The organism is Stenotrophomonas sp. STK17_22, assembly GCF_051983905.1.
Lineage (GTDB): Bacteria > Pseudomonadota > Gammaproteobacteria > Xanthomonadales > Xanthomonadaceae > Stenotrophomonas > Stenotrophomonas maltophilia_A.
This window is the reverse complement of record NZ_CP197010.1, coordinates 1,859,157-1,874,368: the sequence shown is the minus strand read 5'-3', so window position 1 is coordinate 1,874,368 and position 15,212 is coordinate 1,859,157. Positions and strand designations below refer to the sequence as shown.

General features: G+C 66.0%; 14 protein-coding genes. 4 read left to right on the top strand and 10 right to left on the bottom strand.

Annotated elements, in window-relative coordinates; all coding sequences use genetic code 11:
* Positions 1-28: 28 nt before the first annotated feature.
* The 3 genes from ACSYS9_RS08720 to ACSYS9_RS08710 form a co-directional block, all read right to left on the bottom strand.
* On the bottom strand, positions 29-1,255 hold the full coding sequence (locus ACSYS9_RS08720; RefSeq protein ID WP_071229460.1) for an efflux RND transporter periplasmic adaptor subunit: 1,227 nt from the start codon (positions 1,253-1,255) through the stop codon (positions 29-31).
* 91 nt (positions 1,256-1,346) lie between these two features.
* The gene (locus ACSYS9_RS08715; RefSeq protein WP_014036826.1) at positions 1,347-2,117 is read right to left on the bottom strand and encodes an SDR family NAD(P)-dependent oxidoreductase; all 771 of its coding nucleotides are present in this window, start codon (positions 2,115-2,117) and stop codon (positions 1,347-1,349) included.
* A complete protein-coding gene (locus ACSYS9_RS08710; protein WP_071229459.1) occupies positions 2,114-2,341 on the bottom strand; it encodes a hypothetical protein in 228 nt (75 codons plus the stop codon). Before ACSYS9_RS08710 ends, ACSYS9_RS08715 begins: the two co-directional genes overlap by 4 nt.
* A gap of 147 nt (positions 2,342-2,488) precedes the next feature.
* Here ACSYS9_RS08710 and ACSYS9_RS08705 point away from each other — a divergent pair, with 147 nt between their 5' ends.
* Together ACSYS9_RS08705 and ACSYS9_RS08700 are read left to right on the top strand one after the other, a co-directional pair.
* Positions 2,489-3,520 carry a LysR family transcriptional regulator gene (locus ACSYS9_RS08705; protein WP_005409107.1) on the top strand — a complete coding sequence of 344 codons (1,032 nt, stop codon included), beginning with the start codon at positions 2,489-2,491 and terminating at the stop codon, positions 3,518-3,520.
* A 356-nt stretch (positions 3,521-3,876) separates the two neighbouring features.
* A complete protein-coding gene (locus tag ACSYS9_RS08700; RefSeq protein ID WP_071229476.1) occupies positions 3,877-4,839 on the top strand; it encodes an IS110 family transposase in 963 nt (320 codons plus the stop codon).
* Positions 4,840-4,977: 138 nt separating this feature from the next.
* Here the strand turns inward: ACSYS9_RS08700 and ACSYS9_RS08695 are convergent, their stop codons facing one another.
* The 6 genes from ACSYS9_RS08695 to ACSYS9_RS08670 all read right to left on the bottom strand — a co-directional run bounded on the left by ACSYS9_RS08695 (position 4,978) and on the right by ACSYS9_RS08670 (position 12,923).
* Positions 4,978-5,673, bottom strand: coding sequence for an OmpA family lipoprotein (locus ACSYS9_RS08695; protein ID WP_010484399.1), 696 nt, complete (start codon positions 5,671-5,673; stop codon positions 4,978-4,980).
* A gap of 140 nt (positions 5,674-5,813) precedes the next feature.
* Complete coding sequence (locus tag ACSYS9_RS08690; RefSeq protein ID WP_071229477.1) at positions 5,814-7,229, bottom strand: cryptochrome/photolyase family protein; 1,416 nt, start codon at positions 7,227-7,229, stop codon at positions 5,814-5,816.
* An 88-nt stretch (positions 7,230-7,317) separates the two neighbouring features.
* Complete coding sequence (locus ACSYS9_RS08685) at positions 7,318-7,932, bottom strand: inorganic diphosphatase (RefSeq protein WP_071229478.1); 615 nt, start codon at positions 7,930-7,932, stop codon at positions 7,318-7,320.
* Positions 7,933-7,942: 10 nt separating this feature from the next.
* Complete coding sequence (locus tag ACSYS9_RS08680) at positions 7,943-9,292, bottom strand: metallophosphoesterase (protein WP_256201526.1); 1,350 nt, start codon at positions 9,290-9,292, stop codon at positions 7,943-7,945.
* 14 nt (positions 9,293-9,306) lie between these two features.
* Complete coding sequence (locus tag ACSYS9_RS08675) at positions 9,307-10,410, bottom strand: phytase (RefSeq protein WP_071229480.1); 1,104 nt, start codon at positions 10,408-10,410, stop codon at positions 9,307-9,309.
* Entirely contained in the window at positions 10,410-12,923 is a 2,514-nt protein-coding gene (locus ACSYS9_RS08670) for a TonB-dependent receptor (RefSeq protein ID WP_428992384.1), read from the bottom strand. The genes ACSYS9_RS08675 and ACSYS9_RS08670 overlap by 1 nt, the downstream gene beginning before the upstream one ends.
* Before the next feature lie 215 nt (positions 12,924-13,138).
* On the opposite strand from ACSYS9_RS08670, the gene upp reads away from it, so the two are divergent.
* Together upp and ACSYS9_RS08660 are read left to right on the top strand one after the other, a co-directional pair.
* On the top strand, positions 13,139-13,771 hold the full coding sequence (gene upp / locus ACSYS9_RS08665) for a uracil phosphoribosyltransferase (RefSeq protein WP_005409099.1): 633 nt from the start codon (positions 13,139-13,141) through the stop codon (positions 13,769-13,771).
* A 146-nt stretch (positions 13,772-13,917) separates the two neighbouring features.
* Positions 13,918-14,211 (top strand): PsiF family protein, encoded by a 294-nt coding sequence (locus tag ACSYS9_RS08660; RefSeq protein WP_032130275.1) that lies wholly within the window; start codon positions 13,918-13,920, stop codon positions 14,209-14,211.
* 85 nt (positions 14,212-14,296) lie between these two features.
* Here the strand turns inward: ACSYS9_RS08660 and ACSYS9_RS08655 are convergent, their stop codons facing one another.
* Positions 14,297-15,184, bottom strand: coding sequence for an MBL fold metallo-hydrolase (locus ACSYS9_RS08655; RefSeq protein WP_019338337.1), 888 nt, complete (start codon positions 15,182-15,184; stop codon positions 14,297-14,299).
* Positions 15,185-15,212 lie beyond the last annotated feature (28 nt).

The window sequence follows — 15,212 nt, the reverse complement described above, 5'->3', positions numbered from 1 at the left end:
GCGGGGACGCGGATCAGGAGACGGCGGATCAGTGGTTCAGCGCGGCGGTGGCATCGCGGCCCGGTGCCGGTGGCGCAGCCTGCGGCTGCATCGCCACGGCCTTGGCCTGCACCGGCATGCCCGGCATGAAGACCTTCTGCACGCCGTCGATGATCACCTTGTCACCGGCGGCCAGGCCGTGCTCGACGATGCGCAGGCCTTCAGCGGTGCGGCCAAGCTGGATGTCGCGGCGCTGGGCCTTGCCATCCTTGTCGACCACGTACACGTACTTGCGGTCCTGGTCGGTCAGCACGGCCTTGTCGTCGATCAGCAGCGCCTGGAACTGGCCGCTGCCGAGCAGCTGCACGCGGGCGAACAGGCCCGGGGTGAACTGGCGATCGGCGTTGTCCAGCAGCGCGCGGACGCGGATGGTGCCGGTGCTGCGCGCCACCTGGTTGTCGAGGAAGTCGACCTTGCCCGCATGCGGGTAGCCCTCTTCGCCCGACAGGCCGACCTTCACCGGCAGTTCGCTGTCACGCTCGCTCGGGCGCTCGCCCTTGCGTGCCATCTGTGCGTAGCGCAGGAAGGTGCTTTCGTCGGCATCGAAGTAGACGAACACGGTATCCAGCGAGACCAGCGTGGTCAGCACGCTGGCGCTGTCGCCGGCGGTGACCAGGTTGCCGGCGGTGACCATCGCGCGGCCGGCGCGGCCGTCGATCGGTGCGCGCACCTTGGTGAACTCCAGGTTGAGGCGGGCCGCATCCAGCGCAGCCTGCGCCGCCTGCACGGCGGCACCGGATTGGTCGGCGGCAGCGCGACGCTGCTCGGCGGTCTCGGTGGAGATCGCCTGCTGCTCGGACAGCCGCTTGGCACGCTCGGACTCGCTGCGGGCCAGGGTGGCCTGGGTGCGGGCGCGGGCCAGCTCGGCGGCGGCACGATCGTATTCGGCCTGGTAGCTGCGCGCGTCGATGGTGAAGAGCACTTCGCCCTTCTTCACTTCCTGGCCTTCGACGTAGTTGACCTTGTCGATATAGCCGGACACGCGCGGGCGCAGTTCAACGCTCTGTACCGCTTCGACGCGGCCGCTGAACTCGTCCCACTGGCTGACCTGCTTGACCAGCACCGGCGCGGCGCTGACCTGCGGCGGCGGCGGTGCACCGGCTTCTTCGGCATGGCCGCCGCTGCAGGCTGCAAGCACGGCCGCGGCGAGGATCGACACGCCGACCATCGCGATGCGATGGCCGAAACGATGTGGGGTGGTGTTGGGGGAAGTCATGGCATGCATCCGTACGGAGGGGTGGTACAGCTATATGAGAAGGTGTTGCGAAAATCGGCGGCGCATACTGCGACCTCAACCTTGGTCGAGGTCAAGCGACGCCAGCGGTGTCGCGCCAAAGCGGAGGAACTTCCAGGTGCAGCAGGCCGCGCGGCAGTTCGGCATCACTGCTGTCGCAACGGACGATGGCGCGGTTGTCGCGACACCCATCGAGCAGCGAGACCACGCGGCGACCGACCAGCAGCGAGCTGGGCCACTCGATGCAGGCGTTGGCCGCGTTGGCCGGGGTACACACCGGGCTGCAGACTTCCAGCATCTGCGCGCGCACGCCGATCGCCTGCGCTTCCTGGTGCACCACCTGCGCGTACATGCGCATCGCCGCGGCGGTGATCGAGCTTTCGCCGTAACCGGCCCACGGCTTGACTGCGGCCGGGCTGCCGATCATCACGTAGCGGCGCGCGTGTACGTTGTCCTGCAGCAGCGGCAGCAGGTGGCGCACCGCGTGCACGTGCGGCATCAGGTCGGCCTGCAGCGCGCCGAGCAGTTCGTCGCCGTTGCGGTCGACCACGCGGCCGCGACGGTAGGGGCCGCCCATCGCGGCGATCACTGCAGCCAACGGACGCGGCCGCTGCGCGATGCGTTCGGCCAGCGCACGTGCCGAGCCGTCATCGCTGAGCGAACCCAGCACGGTTTCCAGGCCCGGCTCATCGGCGAACTGCTCATGCAGCGCCGCCAGCCGGCCCGGATCGCGCCCGACCACCAGCACCGGGCTGCCGGCCTCCAGCAGGGCGCCGACCACGCCCTGGCCCACGGCGCCGGTGCCGCCGAGGACCAGAACTTCGGGCGTCAGTATCCCATTCACGGGACATTTCCTCCCAAATCCGGGATAGTCCCAATTCGACGCAGTCGATCGCCCTTGTGCGGGACCAGGCGGATGACGCCGCCACGCTGCTGACGCATGGGCGCGGTAAACTCACGAAAGTCCTTGTGTACCAAGGAACTCGGACGGGCTTCGACGGTCATCGCCAGGTCCAGGGTGTTCTGGCCGGCGTTCCGGAGTCGGGCAAGAATGTTGCGCAGGCTCATGGCGGACGGGCTCCAATTAACGAATGGCGCCACGATAGACCTCAAACCTTTACTTGATTAGTCCTGATTAAGGGGAATAATCATCCCGCTCCCGGTCCAATCGTTCTGTCACGATTGTCCCATCCCCGACGTCCAGGATCCCCGACCATGTCCCACGATCTCAACGAGACGCTGATCTTCGTCAAAGTGGTCGAGCAAGGCAGTTTCATTGCCGCTGCCAAATCGCTCGGCCTGCCCAAGACCACGGTCAGCCGCAAAGTGCAGGAGCTGGAAACGCGCCTGGGCGCGCGCCTGCTGCACCGGACCACCCGCCGTCTCGGCCTGACCGAAGCCGGCTCGATCTACCACGAGCATTGCCAACGCATCGCGCGCGAGCTGGAAGAAGCCGAGAGCGCGGTGAGCCAGTTGCAGTCCGGCCCGCGCGGCTGGCTGCGCTTCACCGTGCCCTACTCGATCGGCATCACCTGGATCGCCCCGCTGCTGGGCCAGTTCCATGCGCAGTATCCAGAGATCCGCCTGGACATGCATATGGGCAACGAGAAGCTGGACCTGATCGCCGGTGAGGCGGATCTGGCGCTGCGTGTCGGTGCCCTGCCCGATTCCAACCTGGTCGCGCGCAAGCTCGGCAGCCTGCGCACGCAGGTGTTCGCCAGCCCGGCCTACATCGAGCGCTATGGCGAGCCGCTGCATCCGGAAGAGCTGCAGTTCCATCGCATCCTGGCAATGCGCAAGCCGTACCACACCGGCAATTCGCCGCGCTTCACCTGGCAGCTGGGCGAGAACGGCGGTGAGCTGCGTGACTTCCCGGTCACCCCGCTGATGACCGCCAACGACATGTCTGCGTTGAATGGTGCACTGGTGTGTGGCGAAGGCCTGCTGCTGACCGGTGATGTGATGGCCAAGCCGTTCGTCGAGTCAGGCATGGTACGGCGCGTGCTGGCCGGCTGGACCGGCCCGGAAGTGGACTTCAACGCCGTGTTCGCCGGTGGCCGCCTGGTCTCGCCGAAGGTGCGTGCGTTCGTCGATTTCCTGGTGGAAAAGCTCAACTTCGACGCCAACTACATGCTGGCGCAGTGCCCGGGTGCGAAGCTGGCGCAGCAGCAGAAGGAAAAGGAAGACGCCGCGCTGGAGAGCAGCGGCAAGCGCATCCTGGAGAAGGTCGCCGCTTCGGCGGCATGACCGAGGGTATCCACGCATGGCGTGGATCTACCCGGGCCACGATGCCGCTTTCTGCAGAGTCGAGCCATGCTCGACTGCTTTTCGAACGGCGCCGGCCAAGGTCGGCATCTATCAGAAGAGGTAGTCGAGCATGGCTTGTATGTTCCTCCCGGCTCCTACGGGGTATGTAGGAGCCAGGGTGGAGGGACCGTCAACATGTTATCTGCGGGTACCAGCCGACAGACGAGTCGAGCGATCCCCATCCCGCACCTTAACGTCGATAAAGGATCTAGCGGCCTTTGAGGACCGCCGATGTAGGCAAGCCAACGTGGTGCGGTACCACCCCAGCCCTTCAACAATAGCTGGGAGTTGCGCAGATGTCAGATCGTTTCGCCGTCGGTATTGATGCCGATTCACGGACCCTGGTGGTGGCCTGCCACGGCACCAAAGGCAGCGCCCGCATCGCCAATTCAGCGTCGGCCATCACTAAGTGGCTGTCCGCTCTGCCGGCCAGGTCTCGCATTGGAGTGGAGGCAACCAATCGCTACCACGAACTTGTGGTTCAAGCTGCCCAGAAGGCCGGTCATGCCGTCTTTGTGCTCAATCCGCGCGACATCAAACATTACGCCAAGAGCGTGGCCTCCCGCGGCAAAACCGACTCAGGTGACGCGCAGATCATTGCGCGTTACATCGCCAAGGAAGCCGACAATCTGCACGAGCATGTCGCCCGTTCGCCTGCGCAGGAGCAGCTACATGTGCTGCTGCAGCAACGTGACAGCCTGGTCCGGAGCAAGGCGAAGTTGAACCTCTCACTAGGCGTGGGGGCATCGGAGTCGGCCATCTTTGGGCGCATCTTCGGTGGTCTGAAAGAGGCCATTGCCATGCTCGACCAACAGATTCAGCAACTGTGCCGCAGCGGCGAACAGCGCGAGCTGTATCGGCGGATCATGACCATCCCGGGGATCGGGCCGACGGTGGCGGCCTTCGTCACCCATCACATCACCCGGTGGCCGCTGGCCAGCTCAGACGCTTGGGTGGCCTGCACCGGTCTGGATCCGCGACCCAACGAATCCGGCGCACGAATCGGCCGCCGCCGTTTGTCCAAGCGAGGCAACGCCGGCCTGCGTCAAATCCTCTACATGGCGGCCATGGGCCTGACCCGATCCAAAGGCGGCAAGCCTCTCTACCTAGCCATCCGCGAGCGCGGACACAGCAGCACCGCCAGCTTCAACATTCTGGCCAGAAAGCTGGCCAGGATCGCTTGGGGCGTCTTCAAGAGCGGTCGGGACTTTGACCCGGCCATGCTGAAAGTGGGTCAAGCCTGCTTCCAGCAGGCTTGACCACGAACATAGGATCTCGACTCTACAGGGGCGATCGGCGTGCCGAGCAACGCTCGGCACCCACAAAAATGCCGCCTGCAAGGGCGGCACTTTCGTTCCGGCCGATGGCCGGACCGGCTCAAGCAGTAACGCTATGCGTTACTGCTTGAGCGGAATCACGCGGATTTCGACGCGACGGTTCTTGGCACGGCCGGCATCGGTACTGTTGTCGGCAATCGGATACGACTTGCCGGCGCCCAGCGTTTCGATGCGCACGCTCTGCACGCCCTGGCCGATCAGGTACTGCGCCACCGAGTCGGCGCGTTCCTTCGACAGGCGGTTGTTGACCGCGTCGCTGCCGATGCTGTCGGTGTGGCCGACCACTTCGATCATGGTCTGGTTGTAGTCACGCAGGGTGCCTGCCACGCCGTTGAGCGAACCGTAGAACTGCGGCTTCAGGGTCGACTTGCCGAAATCGAAGGTGATGCCGTCCGGCAGGTTCAGCATGATGTTGTCGCCCTGGCGCTGCACATCGATGCCGGTGTTGGCGGTGCGCTCGCGCAGTGCGCGTTCCTGGCGATCCTGGTACTGGCCGACGGCAGCGCCGCTGAGCGCGCCGATACCGGCACCGATCAGCGCGTGCTGACGACGTTCGGTAGCGCTGTCGCCGGTCAGCAGGCCGGCGGCCACACCAATCGCGGTGCCGATCAGCGCATTGCGGCCGGTGCGGTTCTGCTGCTCGGTCGGGTTGCCGTACTGGTCACTCTGCACGTAGGAGCCGCCGGTGGCGCAGGCCGACAGGACGGCCGCACTCATCAGGGCCAGTGCGACGTTGCGGGTGGTGTTGCGGATCATGTGGTTCTCCTTGGTTTCCGGTCGGGCCGGCGGCTTGCGGGCGCAGAGAGAATAAACAGCCCAATGCGATGTCGGGATGATGATGCGACCCGGCGACAGGGCCACGTTCAGCTAACTGACTGGATCGCTCAACCCGCGCTTTACCCTGCCCCCGTCTGCCGGTAGGCGGCCAGCGCGGCGTCCCGACCGGCCGCCAGGTCCACCAACGGGGTGCGCGGATAGCCGGGGGCATGCGCGGCCAGCAGCAGTGGATGCTGCCACGGTGCGAAGCGCGCCTTCACCGGCAGCGCGGCCAGTTCGGGCACCCAACGACTGATGTAACGGGCCTGCGGATCGAACTTTTCGGCCTGGGTCACCGGGTTGAACACGCGGAAATACGGCGCGGCATCGGCGCCGGTCCCGGCCACCCATTGCCAGCCCATCGTGTTGTTGGCCAGGTCGGCATCGACCAGGGTGTCCCAGAACCAGCGCGCGCCATGCAGCCAGTGCGCGCGCAGGTGCTTGCACAGGTAGCTGGCCACGATCATCCGCACCCGGTTGTGCATGTAGCCGGTGTGCCACAGCTCGCGCAGGCCGGCATCGACGATCGGCACGCCGGTGTTGCCGCGTTGCCAGTCGTGCAGCTGCGCTGTGCTCGGCATGGCCCATGGGAAGCGATCGAAGCGCGGGTTGAGGTTGTCGGTCGGCGTCTTCGGGAAGTGATGCAGCAGGTGGTACGCAAAATCACGCCAGCCGAGCTGCCGCAGGTAGCCATCGATGTCGGCGTCAGTGCCTGCACTGCGCAGCCCCTCCAGCGCATGGGCGATGCGCCACGGCGCGATCTCGCCGAAATGCAGGTGCGGTGACATCCGCGAAGTGCCCACGCGATCCGGCAGGTCGCGCTGCTCGCGGTAACCGCGCAGTGCGCCGTCCTCGAACACGGACAGTGCCTCCAGCGCACCAGCCTCACCCGGCTGCCAGTGCTCCCAGAAGCCGGCATCCCAGTCCAACGTGGGCACCAGCCGCAGCTCGTCCAATGCGAGGCCGTCGACCGAGTGCGCGGTCAGTGCCTTCGGCGCGGCACTCAGCGTCGGCAGGCGCCAATGACTGAGTACGTTGCGCCAGTACGGAGTGAACACCTTGTACGGCTGCCCCTGCTGGGTGGCAATGTCCCAGGGTTCGAACAGCAGGCTGCCATTGCAGCTCTGCGCGTCGATGCCCTGCTCACGCAGCGTGCGCTTGATGGTGGCATCGCGAGGCTGGGTGGCCGGCTCGTACTTGCGGTTCCAGTACACCGCCTCTGCGCCGGTCTGCTCGATCAGCAATTGGAGGGCCGGCAGGCTGTCACCGCTGCGCAGCACCAGCGACGAACCGCGCGCGTGCAGGTCAGCGTCCAAGGCACCCAGTGAACGGTGGCGCCACGCATCGGAGGCCGCGCCAGGCACCCACTCGCCTTCCTCGTGCGGCGCATGGATGTAGACCGGCACCACGTCGTGACCTGCGTCCAGCGCGGCCTGCAGGGCCGGATTGTCCTGCAGCCGCAGATCACGGCGGAACCATACCAACGCTACCGACACATGCACCGCCTTCGTTGTGGAAGGCGCACATCATAGCCAGCGGCGGTGAAGGAGATGCGCGCAGGCGGCCATCCACCATGGCGTGTATCTACTGCCTGAACCGCTCCATCGCTTCGCTGATCAGCGCACGCGCCTCAGCGGCGTTGCCCCAACCGTTGAGCTGCACCGGGTTGCGACCGGCCGGCAGGTCCTTGTAGACCCGGAAGAACGCCTCGATGCGCTGGCGCTCGACCTCCGGCAGATCCGCCAGGTCACGGACGTTGGCATAGGTCGGATCGACCTTGTCGGTCGGCACGCCGATGATCTTCTCGTCGTGCTCGCCGCCATCGATCATTTTCAGATAACCGATCGGCCGGAAACGCACGATTACCCCTGGATGCAGGGGCTCGCGGGTCAGCACCAGCGCATCCAGCGGATCGTTGTCGCCGGCCAGCGTGCGCGGCATCGAGCCGTAGTTGGCCGGATAGGCGACCGGCATCGACTGGAAGCGGTCCACATGCACCAGACCGTCTTCCTTGATCTCGTACTTGGTGAAGCTGCCGGCCGGAATCTCCACCGCCAGATTCACTTCCTGCGGGGCCTGCTTCGGCTGGGCCACCAGGAACGGATGCAGCACGGTATCGGCAGCGGTCACCGCACTGGCCAGCAACAGCAGGGCTGCGCCGATGGCAGCGAGAGGAACGATGCGGCGGGGCGTGGTCATCGGCGCCTCCTCATTCCCAGCAGCGGTCGGCGCGACCCTTGGCGGTCTGCGCACGCGGGCAGTCGCGCGGTGCGATGCGGCCTTCGGTCAACTCCGTGCGTTGCTTTGCGCCCTTGGCATCGCGGCGCAGTTCGAAGGCGTCGTAGAGGCGCCCGGTCACGGTGCGCGCTTCGTAGCGCAGGTGCTGCGGATCGATGTTCAGCACCTGGAACAGCTGGGTGTCCTCGGCTACTGGATCCATCGTCTTCCGTGCCTCGTCGGAAAGGCGGTACTGCTTCGGCCCGGCCACGGTCACCACGTACTGCGGCGTAGCAGCCTGCCCTTCGCCACGACGGCCATAGGTATGATCGTGGCCCTGCAGCACCAGATCGACGTTGTGGCGGCGTACCACCGGCAGCAGCACGTCACGCAGCGCAGCGTTCTCGCGCCCTTCGCGCGGCGAGTAGAACGGCTGGTGCAGCAGCACGATGGTCCACGGCTGCGGGTTGCCGGTCAGGACCGTGTCCAGCCACTGTGCCTGCGCCTTGGCGGTGCCGAGGTCGAGCGCCGAGGTGCCATCGACCACGGCCACGCGCACGCCCTGCGCATCGAACCAGTAGCTGGTCTGCTGCGCGGCGCTGGCACCATTGCCCGGCAGCGCGAAGGTCACCGGCCAGTGCCAGCCCAGCACACGGCGCTCCTGCGGGGTGTCCTCGAATTCCTCGAAGTACTCATGATTGCCGATCGCCGGGGCCACCAGCGTTTCCTGCGCCAGCCAGCCGGTGGCGGCAAACCACTCGCCCCATTCGCTGTCGTCCATGTTGTCGCCGCCGCTGACCAGGTCGCCGGCGAACAGGCTCATGCGCGCCTGCGGCGCAGCCTTCTGCGCGGCACGCACCACGCGGCTGACATGGCTGACGTTCTTGTTCTGGGTATCACCGAAGTACAGCAGGGTCAGCGGCTGGTCGGCGCCGGCCAGCGTGCGCAGCTGGTTCCAGGCGCTCCAGCTGCCATTGCCCTGCACGCGGTAGACGTACTGGGTGTCCGGCTGCAGGCCGCCGATGTCGGCACGATGATGGTGCGACACCCCGTTCTCGGTGTGCAGCACGCGGGTCGTCGCACGCACCTGGCGGATGCCCTCGATGGCGGGCGAATCTGCGGCCAGCGCGATCTCCAGCAGTGGCGCCTGCACGCTGCCATCGGTACGCCAGGCCACGGCAAAACCGTGGCTGGGATCAGCCGAGGGCGAGGCAACGATACGGTCCGGCACCGATGTCGCTGCATAGTGGCGGCTACCCTCCGGCACCTGGGTATTCGGTTCGGCCGCCGCGAACGACAGCGACGGCAGCGCCAGCAGCAGGCCCAGCGCCAACGTACGCATCACACACTGGCCGCTCATGCGCCACACTCCAGCGGCAGCGCGAGCTGCTTGGCGATGCTCTCCCAGTCGAAGGCCACCACGCCCTGGTCGTCATGCACCGCATACAACGCACCGTGCGGGAAGCGCGCGCTGGGCTGCTGCATCATCCAGATGCCATCGGTGTTGGCCACGGTGTTGCCCTGGAACGCGCCGACCGGCTTCAGCGTGTGCCGGTCGAACAGGTGGAACACGCTGCGCTGCTTGCCCTGCTCGGTGGTGATCCACCAGCCGTCCTTGCCACAGGTGCGCAGGGTCACGCCTTCGGCCTGTGCCTTGAACACGTCGCGGCCGAAGGTGGTGCCGGTGAAGCGTCCGGCCAGGGTGTAGACCTTGAACTCACTGGCGTAGCTCTCGTCCTCTTCGGCGATCAGCAGCCGGTCGCTCTCGGGGTCGCCCCAGATCGACTCGACCACGCGCAGCGCACCGGCTTCGGTGGTATCGCCGATGCTGGCCTCCAGCTTCGCCTCGACCTTGGCGCCGTCGCGGGTCACGTGGTACTGGCGCACGCGCTTGTCCAGCTCGGCCAGCGGCGGCAGGATGTCACGCCCCTGCGCATCCTCGCCGTTGTCCCAGGAGTCGGTGACGTAGACGCTGTAGCCATCGGCACGGCGGTCGACCCACAGCCCGTACGGCTTGCGCAGGTCGTCCGCAGCGAACGTCGCCAGCGGCGTGAAGTCCGGCAGGCTCAGCACCTGCACGCGGTGATTGTCGCGCTCCACGATCCACAGCAGGTCGTCGGTCACCGCGATGCCGTTTGGGCGGTCGAACTGCCCCGGTGCGGTGCCGCTGCTGCCGACGTCACGCAGATGCTGCCCAGTGCTGCCGTCGTAGACCACCAGCTTGTCGGTGGCCTTGGCGGTGGCGATCAGCCACAGCGCGCCGTCCGGCGCGCGCCAGGCCGCCGGCGAGTCGATGTTGTCGGCCGGGGTCATCGGGGAAAGGAAGGCTTCGGCGATGGTGGTCACCACGCGCTCGCCGCTGGCGGCCGGCGCGACCGGATCGTTGCCGGTGGCCGGCGTACAGCCGGCGACCAGCGTGGCCGCCAGCGCGGCGGCCAGGACAGTGAGGCCACGCCCCATCACAGCGCCACCTTCAGGCCCAGCGCATAGGTGCGGCCGTACTCTTCCATCTGAAGGGTGCGCGAACGCGTGCCCTGGTACAGCTCAAGCGGCTTGTCCAGCAGGTTCTGCGCTTCGAAATAGACGCTCACGCGCGGGGTGAACTTGTAGTCCAGCGAGAAGTCGAGCTGGGTGTTGGGTGCCACATAGATGTCGAATGCGCGCCCCTTGCCGATGCTGTCCAGGTACTCGCTGCGGTACACCGCCGCCAGGCGCGTGCTTACGCCGTATTTTTCATAGCCGATGTGCGCGCTGTAGACATGCTTGGAGGCGCGCGGCAGTGTGAAATCCTCGCCTGCACGGTCCTTGATGCCGGCATCGAATTTGGTATCCAGCCAGGTGCCACTGGCACCGACCAGCAGGCCATCCAGGCCGTCCGGCAGGAAGGCCAGCTGCTGCTGCCAGTTGAATTCCGCACCGCGCACGGTGGCCTTGCGGCCATTGATCGGCTGGGTCACGTCGAAGCCGCCATAAGCGGGATCATTGGTCCGCACCATTTGCACGATGTAGCCATCGATCGACTTGTGGAACAGGCCAAGTGAAACGATACCGGTGCTGCCGATGTACTTCTCCACCGACAGGTCGATGTTCTTCGACTCGTACGGATCCAGTTCCGGATTACCCAGGCGCACTTCCTCGTCGCCGCGGCTGTAGCCCACGCGTGGCGAGACATCGCCGAAGGAAGGACGCGATACGGTCTTGTTGGCCGAGGCGCGCAGTACCCAGTCATCGGCCGCGTCGTAGCGCAGGTGCAGGCCCGGCAGCACGTTGGTGTAGCTGCTGTTGGCCACCCGCGGGGTGACGGTGAAGCTGCGCCCGTTGGCGGCCACGTCCACCTGGTTGCCGATCGCCTTGAACTGGGTGTTTTCCACGCGCACACCGCCGATGATGCGCAGCGCGCCCACGTCCCAGGTGCCCATCGCATAGCTGGCGAAGATGTCTTCGCTGGCCACGTAGTCCTCTTCCAGCGATGTCATCGCGTTGCCACCGGCATCCTGGGGACGGGCGCTGTACTGGCCGCCATTGGCCGCCCAGAAGGCACGCATCGCGGCCGAATCCATGCCGTCACCGAGGTTGCCGTGGCGGTGCTCCGGCGAGGAGGTGCTCCAGCTCGACAGCGCCACCTTCGGGCCGACACGCAGTTCGCGCTCGTCCACATTCACGTCGCGGTCGCGCCAGCGACCCAGCAGGCCGAATTTGATGCTGCTGCTGTCGCCGTCGAAGCGTACGTTGACCTGCGCGCTGTGTTCCTTGTCGTTGACCTGCTTGGGCGAGAGCACGAAGCGGTCGAACGCGTAGTTGCTGTTGTCCAGCCACTGCGGGTTGTCGAAGCTGTAGCTGGGCAGGCGGCTGCGCTGGTCGAGGGTGCCATTGAAGGCCTTGCCATCAAGCTTGAAACGGGCCTCCATCTCGTCGTTCACGCGCTCTTCGGTGCGGGTGTAGCCGATCCGGTAATCGACCACGGCGTTGGTCAGCTTGTTCTCGCCACCGAGACTGGCCGCGAAGGTGTTCTCCTTCTTGGTGCGGTAGCGCATGCGCTTGTCGATGGAATCTTTCGGCATTCCATCCAAGCGGTACTGGTCGGTGCCGGTCTTGACCATCTTCGCGTCGTCGAAGTTGAAGATCACGCGCTGGCGGGTCTCCGCATCGTCGAACTGGCTGTACAGCGTGCGCAGGTAGTACTTGCTGTCTTCATTCGGGCGCCAGTCGAGGTTGAGGTTGGCACCGATGCGCTTGCGCTCGATCTCGTACTTGCGGTGCTGCAGGTTGATCGCGGTGACATCGCCGGGGACGGCATCGTCCTCGCCGTCATACTCCACTTCGGTGTTGTCCGACTCGAACCTGCGCTTCTGGTAGTTCACGCCCAGCGCCACGCCGAAGGTGTCGTTGAACACTTCGCTGTAGTTGAATGCAGCCTTGGGGCTGGTCTCACCGGACAACTGCTGGTGGCTGCCTTCGATCTTGCCACGCAGGCTGCGACCGTTGCGGTCGAAGGCCGAGGCCGACTCCACGAGCACGGCGCCACCAATGGCATCACCCGGCATGTCCGGGGTCGGCGACTTGACCACGCGCAGGCGCTCGGTGGAATCGGACGGAATCACATCCAGCGGTGCGGCACGGCTGGAATCTTCCGGCGTACCGATGGCGATGCCGTCCACGCTGACGCTGTTGAGGTTGGCATCCAGGCCGCGGATGACCACAAAGCGCCCTTCGCCCTGGTCGCGGGTCACGCTGATGCCCGGCAGTCGCTGCAGCGACTCGGCCACGTTCTTGTCCGGGTACTGGCCCAGTGCATCGGAGGACACGGCGTCTTCGATCGCATCACTGCTGCGCTTGAGGTCAACCGCGCGGATCTGTGATTCGAGCTGGGCGCGCACTTCGATGCGGTCCAGGTCGACCGCGTCGGACGCCACGGCGCCGGTGGCGGCTACCGCCTGCTGCCCGGCGGCCTGCAGCGGGGCTGCGGCCCCCATCGCCAGGGTCAGGGTGATGGCAACGGCCAACGGAGTCTTGATATGCACTGGGAATCCCCATTCCTGTTAAGAATGGGTCTGCACGGTATGTCCGCAAGGTTGCATGGCCGTGACATGCGCCTGCACATTTCGAGTAACGCCGCTCCGGGCCAGGTTTGGGTTCGGCCCGCCAATCCGGCAAAATGGCGCCCTCTCTCCATTTCCCCCTTCCGACCATGAAGATCGTCGAAGTGCGCCACCCGCTGGTGCAGCACAAGATCGGACTGATGCGCAACGCTGCGCTCAGCACCAAGGATTTCCGCGAACTGGCCAACGAGCTGGGTACGCTGCTGGCCTACGAGGCCACCGCCGACCTGGACACCGAGCCGCACACCCTGCCCGGCTGGGCCGGCCCGGTCACCGTGCAGCGCATTGCGGGCGCCAAGATCACCGTGGTGCCGATCCTGCGCGCCGGCCTGGGCATGCTCAGCGGCGTGCTGTCGCTGATCCCGGCGGCCCGTGTCAGCGTGGTCGGCCTGCAGCGCGATGAGGAAACCCTGCAGCCGGTGCCCTACTTCGAGCGCCTGACCGGGCGCCTGGAAGAGCGCGACGCGCTGATCCTGGACCCTATGCTGGCCACCGGCGGCACCCTGATCGCCACCATCGACATGCTCAAGCGTGCCGGCGCCCGCCGCATCAAGGGCATCTTCCTGGTCGCCGCGCCGGAAGGCATCGAGGCGGTCAAGGCCGTGCACCCGGACGTGGAGATCTACACCGCGGCCATCGATGCCCAGCTCAACGACAAGGGTTACATCCTGCCGGGCCTGGGCGACGCCGGTGACCGCATCTTCGGTACCCGCGTCGGCTGATCCGACGAATCGGGGTCAGAGAGCTTTCGCCGCGAAAGGGGTCTGACCCCAACAGCGCAGGCCATCGCGGCCGCGTTGCGATTCTTCACGTGCTCTTGGCGCCGGGAAGCGAATGCTCCGCGCACCCGCCCCCCTTGGAGCTCCCGATGAAAGCCTCTTTCCTGCTGGCCGCCGTCCTGCTGGTCGGCCTGCCCCTGGCTGCCAATGCCACCACTCCGCAGCAGCAGCGCATGGCCGAATGTTCGGCCAAGAACAAGGGGCTGAAGGGCGATGCCTACAAGACTGCACAGAGCTCCTGCCTCAGCGGCCACGCCGCCGACGCCAAGCCGGTCAATACGCAGCAGGAACGCATGCGCAAGTGCAACGCTGACGCGGGCGCCAAAAAGCTGGCCGGTGATGCGCGCAAGACCTTCATGAGCAGCTGCCTGAAGGCGTCGTAATGGTCGCATCCGGATGAAACGCCATCCACGCATGGCGTGGATATACCGTCATCAGTAAAAGGCCGGGCATTGCCCGGCCATGCCGTTACCCCAGGGCGCGCGCCTTCAGCTCACCCTGCTCGTGCAGGGTCACGAATCGCCCCTTGTCATCCCTGCCAAGCTGCGCCAATGCCACCTGCGGGTCGTGGGTGAAGAACAGCCGCACGTTGCGCGCCAGCTTGTCTTCCAGGAACTGCCGCTTCTCGTCGATCAGCAGCTCGGCATTGCGGTCATAGCCCATGGTGATCGGCACGTGTACCCATGAGCGGCCCGGGATCAGGTCGGCACAGAACACCACGCCACCATGCGCACTTTCGCCTGCATGCGCGTGACCGACGATCTCGGCCAGCATCAGCCCCGGTGTATGCCCGTCGCTGTAACTGAAGCGCACGCTGCGGCCGAGCGCCTTCGAGTACTCCCCGTCCACCACTTCCAGCCGGCCACTGGCCTGCAGCAGGCCCGGCAGTTCCGGAATGAAGCTGGCGCGATCGCGCGGGTGTGGCTGCACGGCGCGCTGCCAATGCTGTGCGCCGACCACATAGGTTGCGTTGGGGAACAGCAGCTCGGGCTCACGCCCTTCGCTCCATGCCGCCAGCAGGCCACCGGCATGATCGAAGTGCAGGTGGCTGAGCACCACCACGTCGATATCCTCGTGCTCGAAGCCGGCTTCGCGCAGCGAATCGATCAGCACGTGCTGGCTTTCCTGCACGCCGTAGCGCTCGCGCATGCGCGGATCGAAGAACGCGCCGATACCGGTTTCAAACAGCACCGTCTTGCCTTCCAGCGGGCTGGCAAGCAGCGCACGGCAGGCCAGCTCGATGCGATTGAGCTCGTCCGGTGCCGCCCATTTTTCCCACAACGCGCGCGGCGCGTTGCCGAACATCGCGCCGCCATCGAGGCGCTGCGAGTTTCCACGAATAGACCAGAGTTTCATGTGTCGATTATCGGCGCCGGCTCGTTAA

Coding starts and splice junctions, on each gene's coding strand:
- ACSYS9_RS08720 (WP_071229460.1), bottom strand. CDS start 1,255: ATGACTTCCCCCAACACCACCCCACATCGTTTCGGCCATCGCATCGCG.
- ACSYS9_RS08710 (WP_071229459.1), bottom strand. CDS start 2,341: ATGAGCCTGCGCAACATTCTTGCCCGACTCCGGAACGCCGGCCAGAAC.
- ACSYS9_RS08705 (WP_005409107.1), top strand. CDS start 2,489: ATGTCCCACGATCTCAACGAGACGCTGATCTTCGTCAAAGTGGTCGAG.
- ACSYS9_RS08700 (WP_071229476.1), top strand. CDS start 3,877: ATGTCAGATCGTTTCGCCGTCGGTATTGATGCCGATTCACGGACCCTG.
- ACSYS9_RS08695 (WP_010484399.1), bottom strand. CDS start 5,673: ATGATCCGCAACACCACCCGCAACGTCGCACTGGCCCTGATGAGTGCG.
- ACSYS9_RS08685 (WP_071229478.1), bottom strand. CDS start 7,932: ATGACCACGCCCCGCCGCATCGTTCCTCTCGCTGCCATCGGCGCAGCC.
- ACSYS9_RS08680 (WP_256201526.1), bottom strand. CDS start 9,292: ATGCGTACGTTGGCGCTGGGCCTGCTGCTGGCGCTGCCGTCGCTGTCG.
- ACSYS9_RS08675 (WP_071229480.1), bottom strand. CDS start 10,410: ATGGGGCGTGGCCTCACTGTCCTGGCCGCCGCGCTGGCGGCCACGCTG.
- ACSYS9_RS08670 (WP_428992384.1), bottom strand. CDS start 12,923: ATGGGGGCCGCAGCCCCGCTGCAGGCCGCCGGGCAGCAGGCGGTAGCC.
- upp (WP_005409099.1), top strand. CDS start 13,139: ATGAAGATCGTCGAAGTGCGCCACCCGCTGGTGCAGCACAAGATCGGA.
- ACSYS9_RS08660 (WP_032130275.1), top strand. CDS start 13,918: ATGAAAGCCTCTTTCCTGCTGGCCGCCGTCCTGCTGGTCGGCCTGCCC.
- ACSYS9_RS08655 (WP_019338337.1), bottom strand. CDS start 15,184: ATGAAACTCTGGTCTATTCGTGGAAACTCGCAGCGCCTCGATGGCGGC.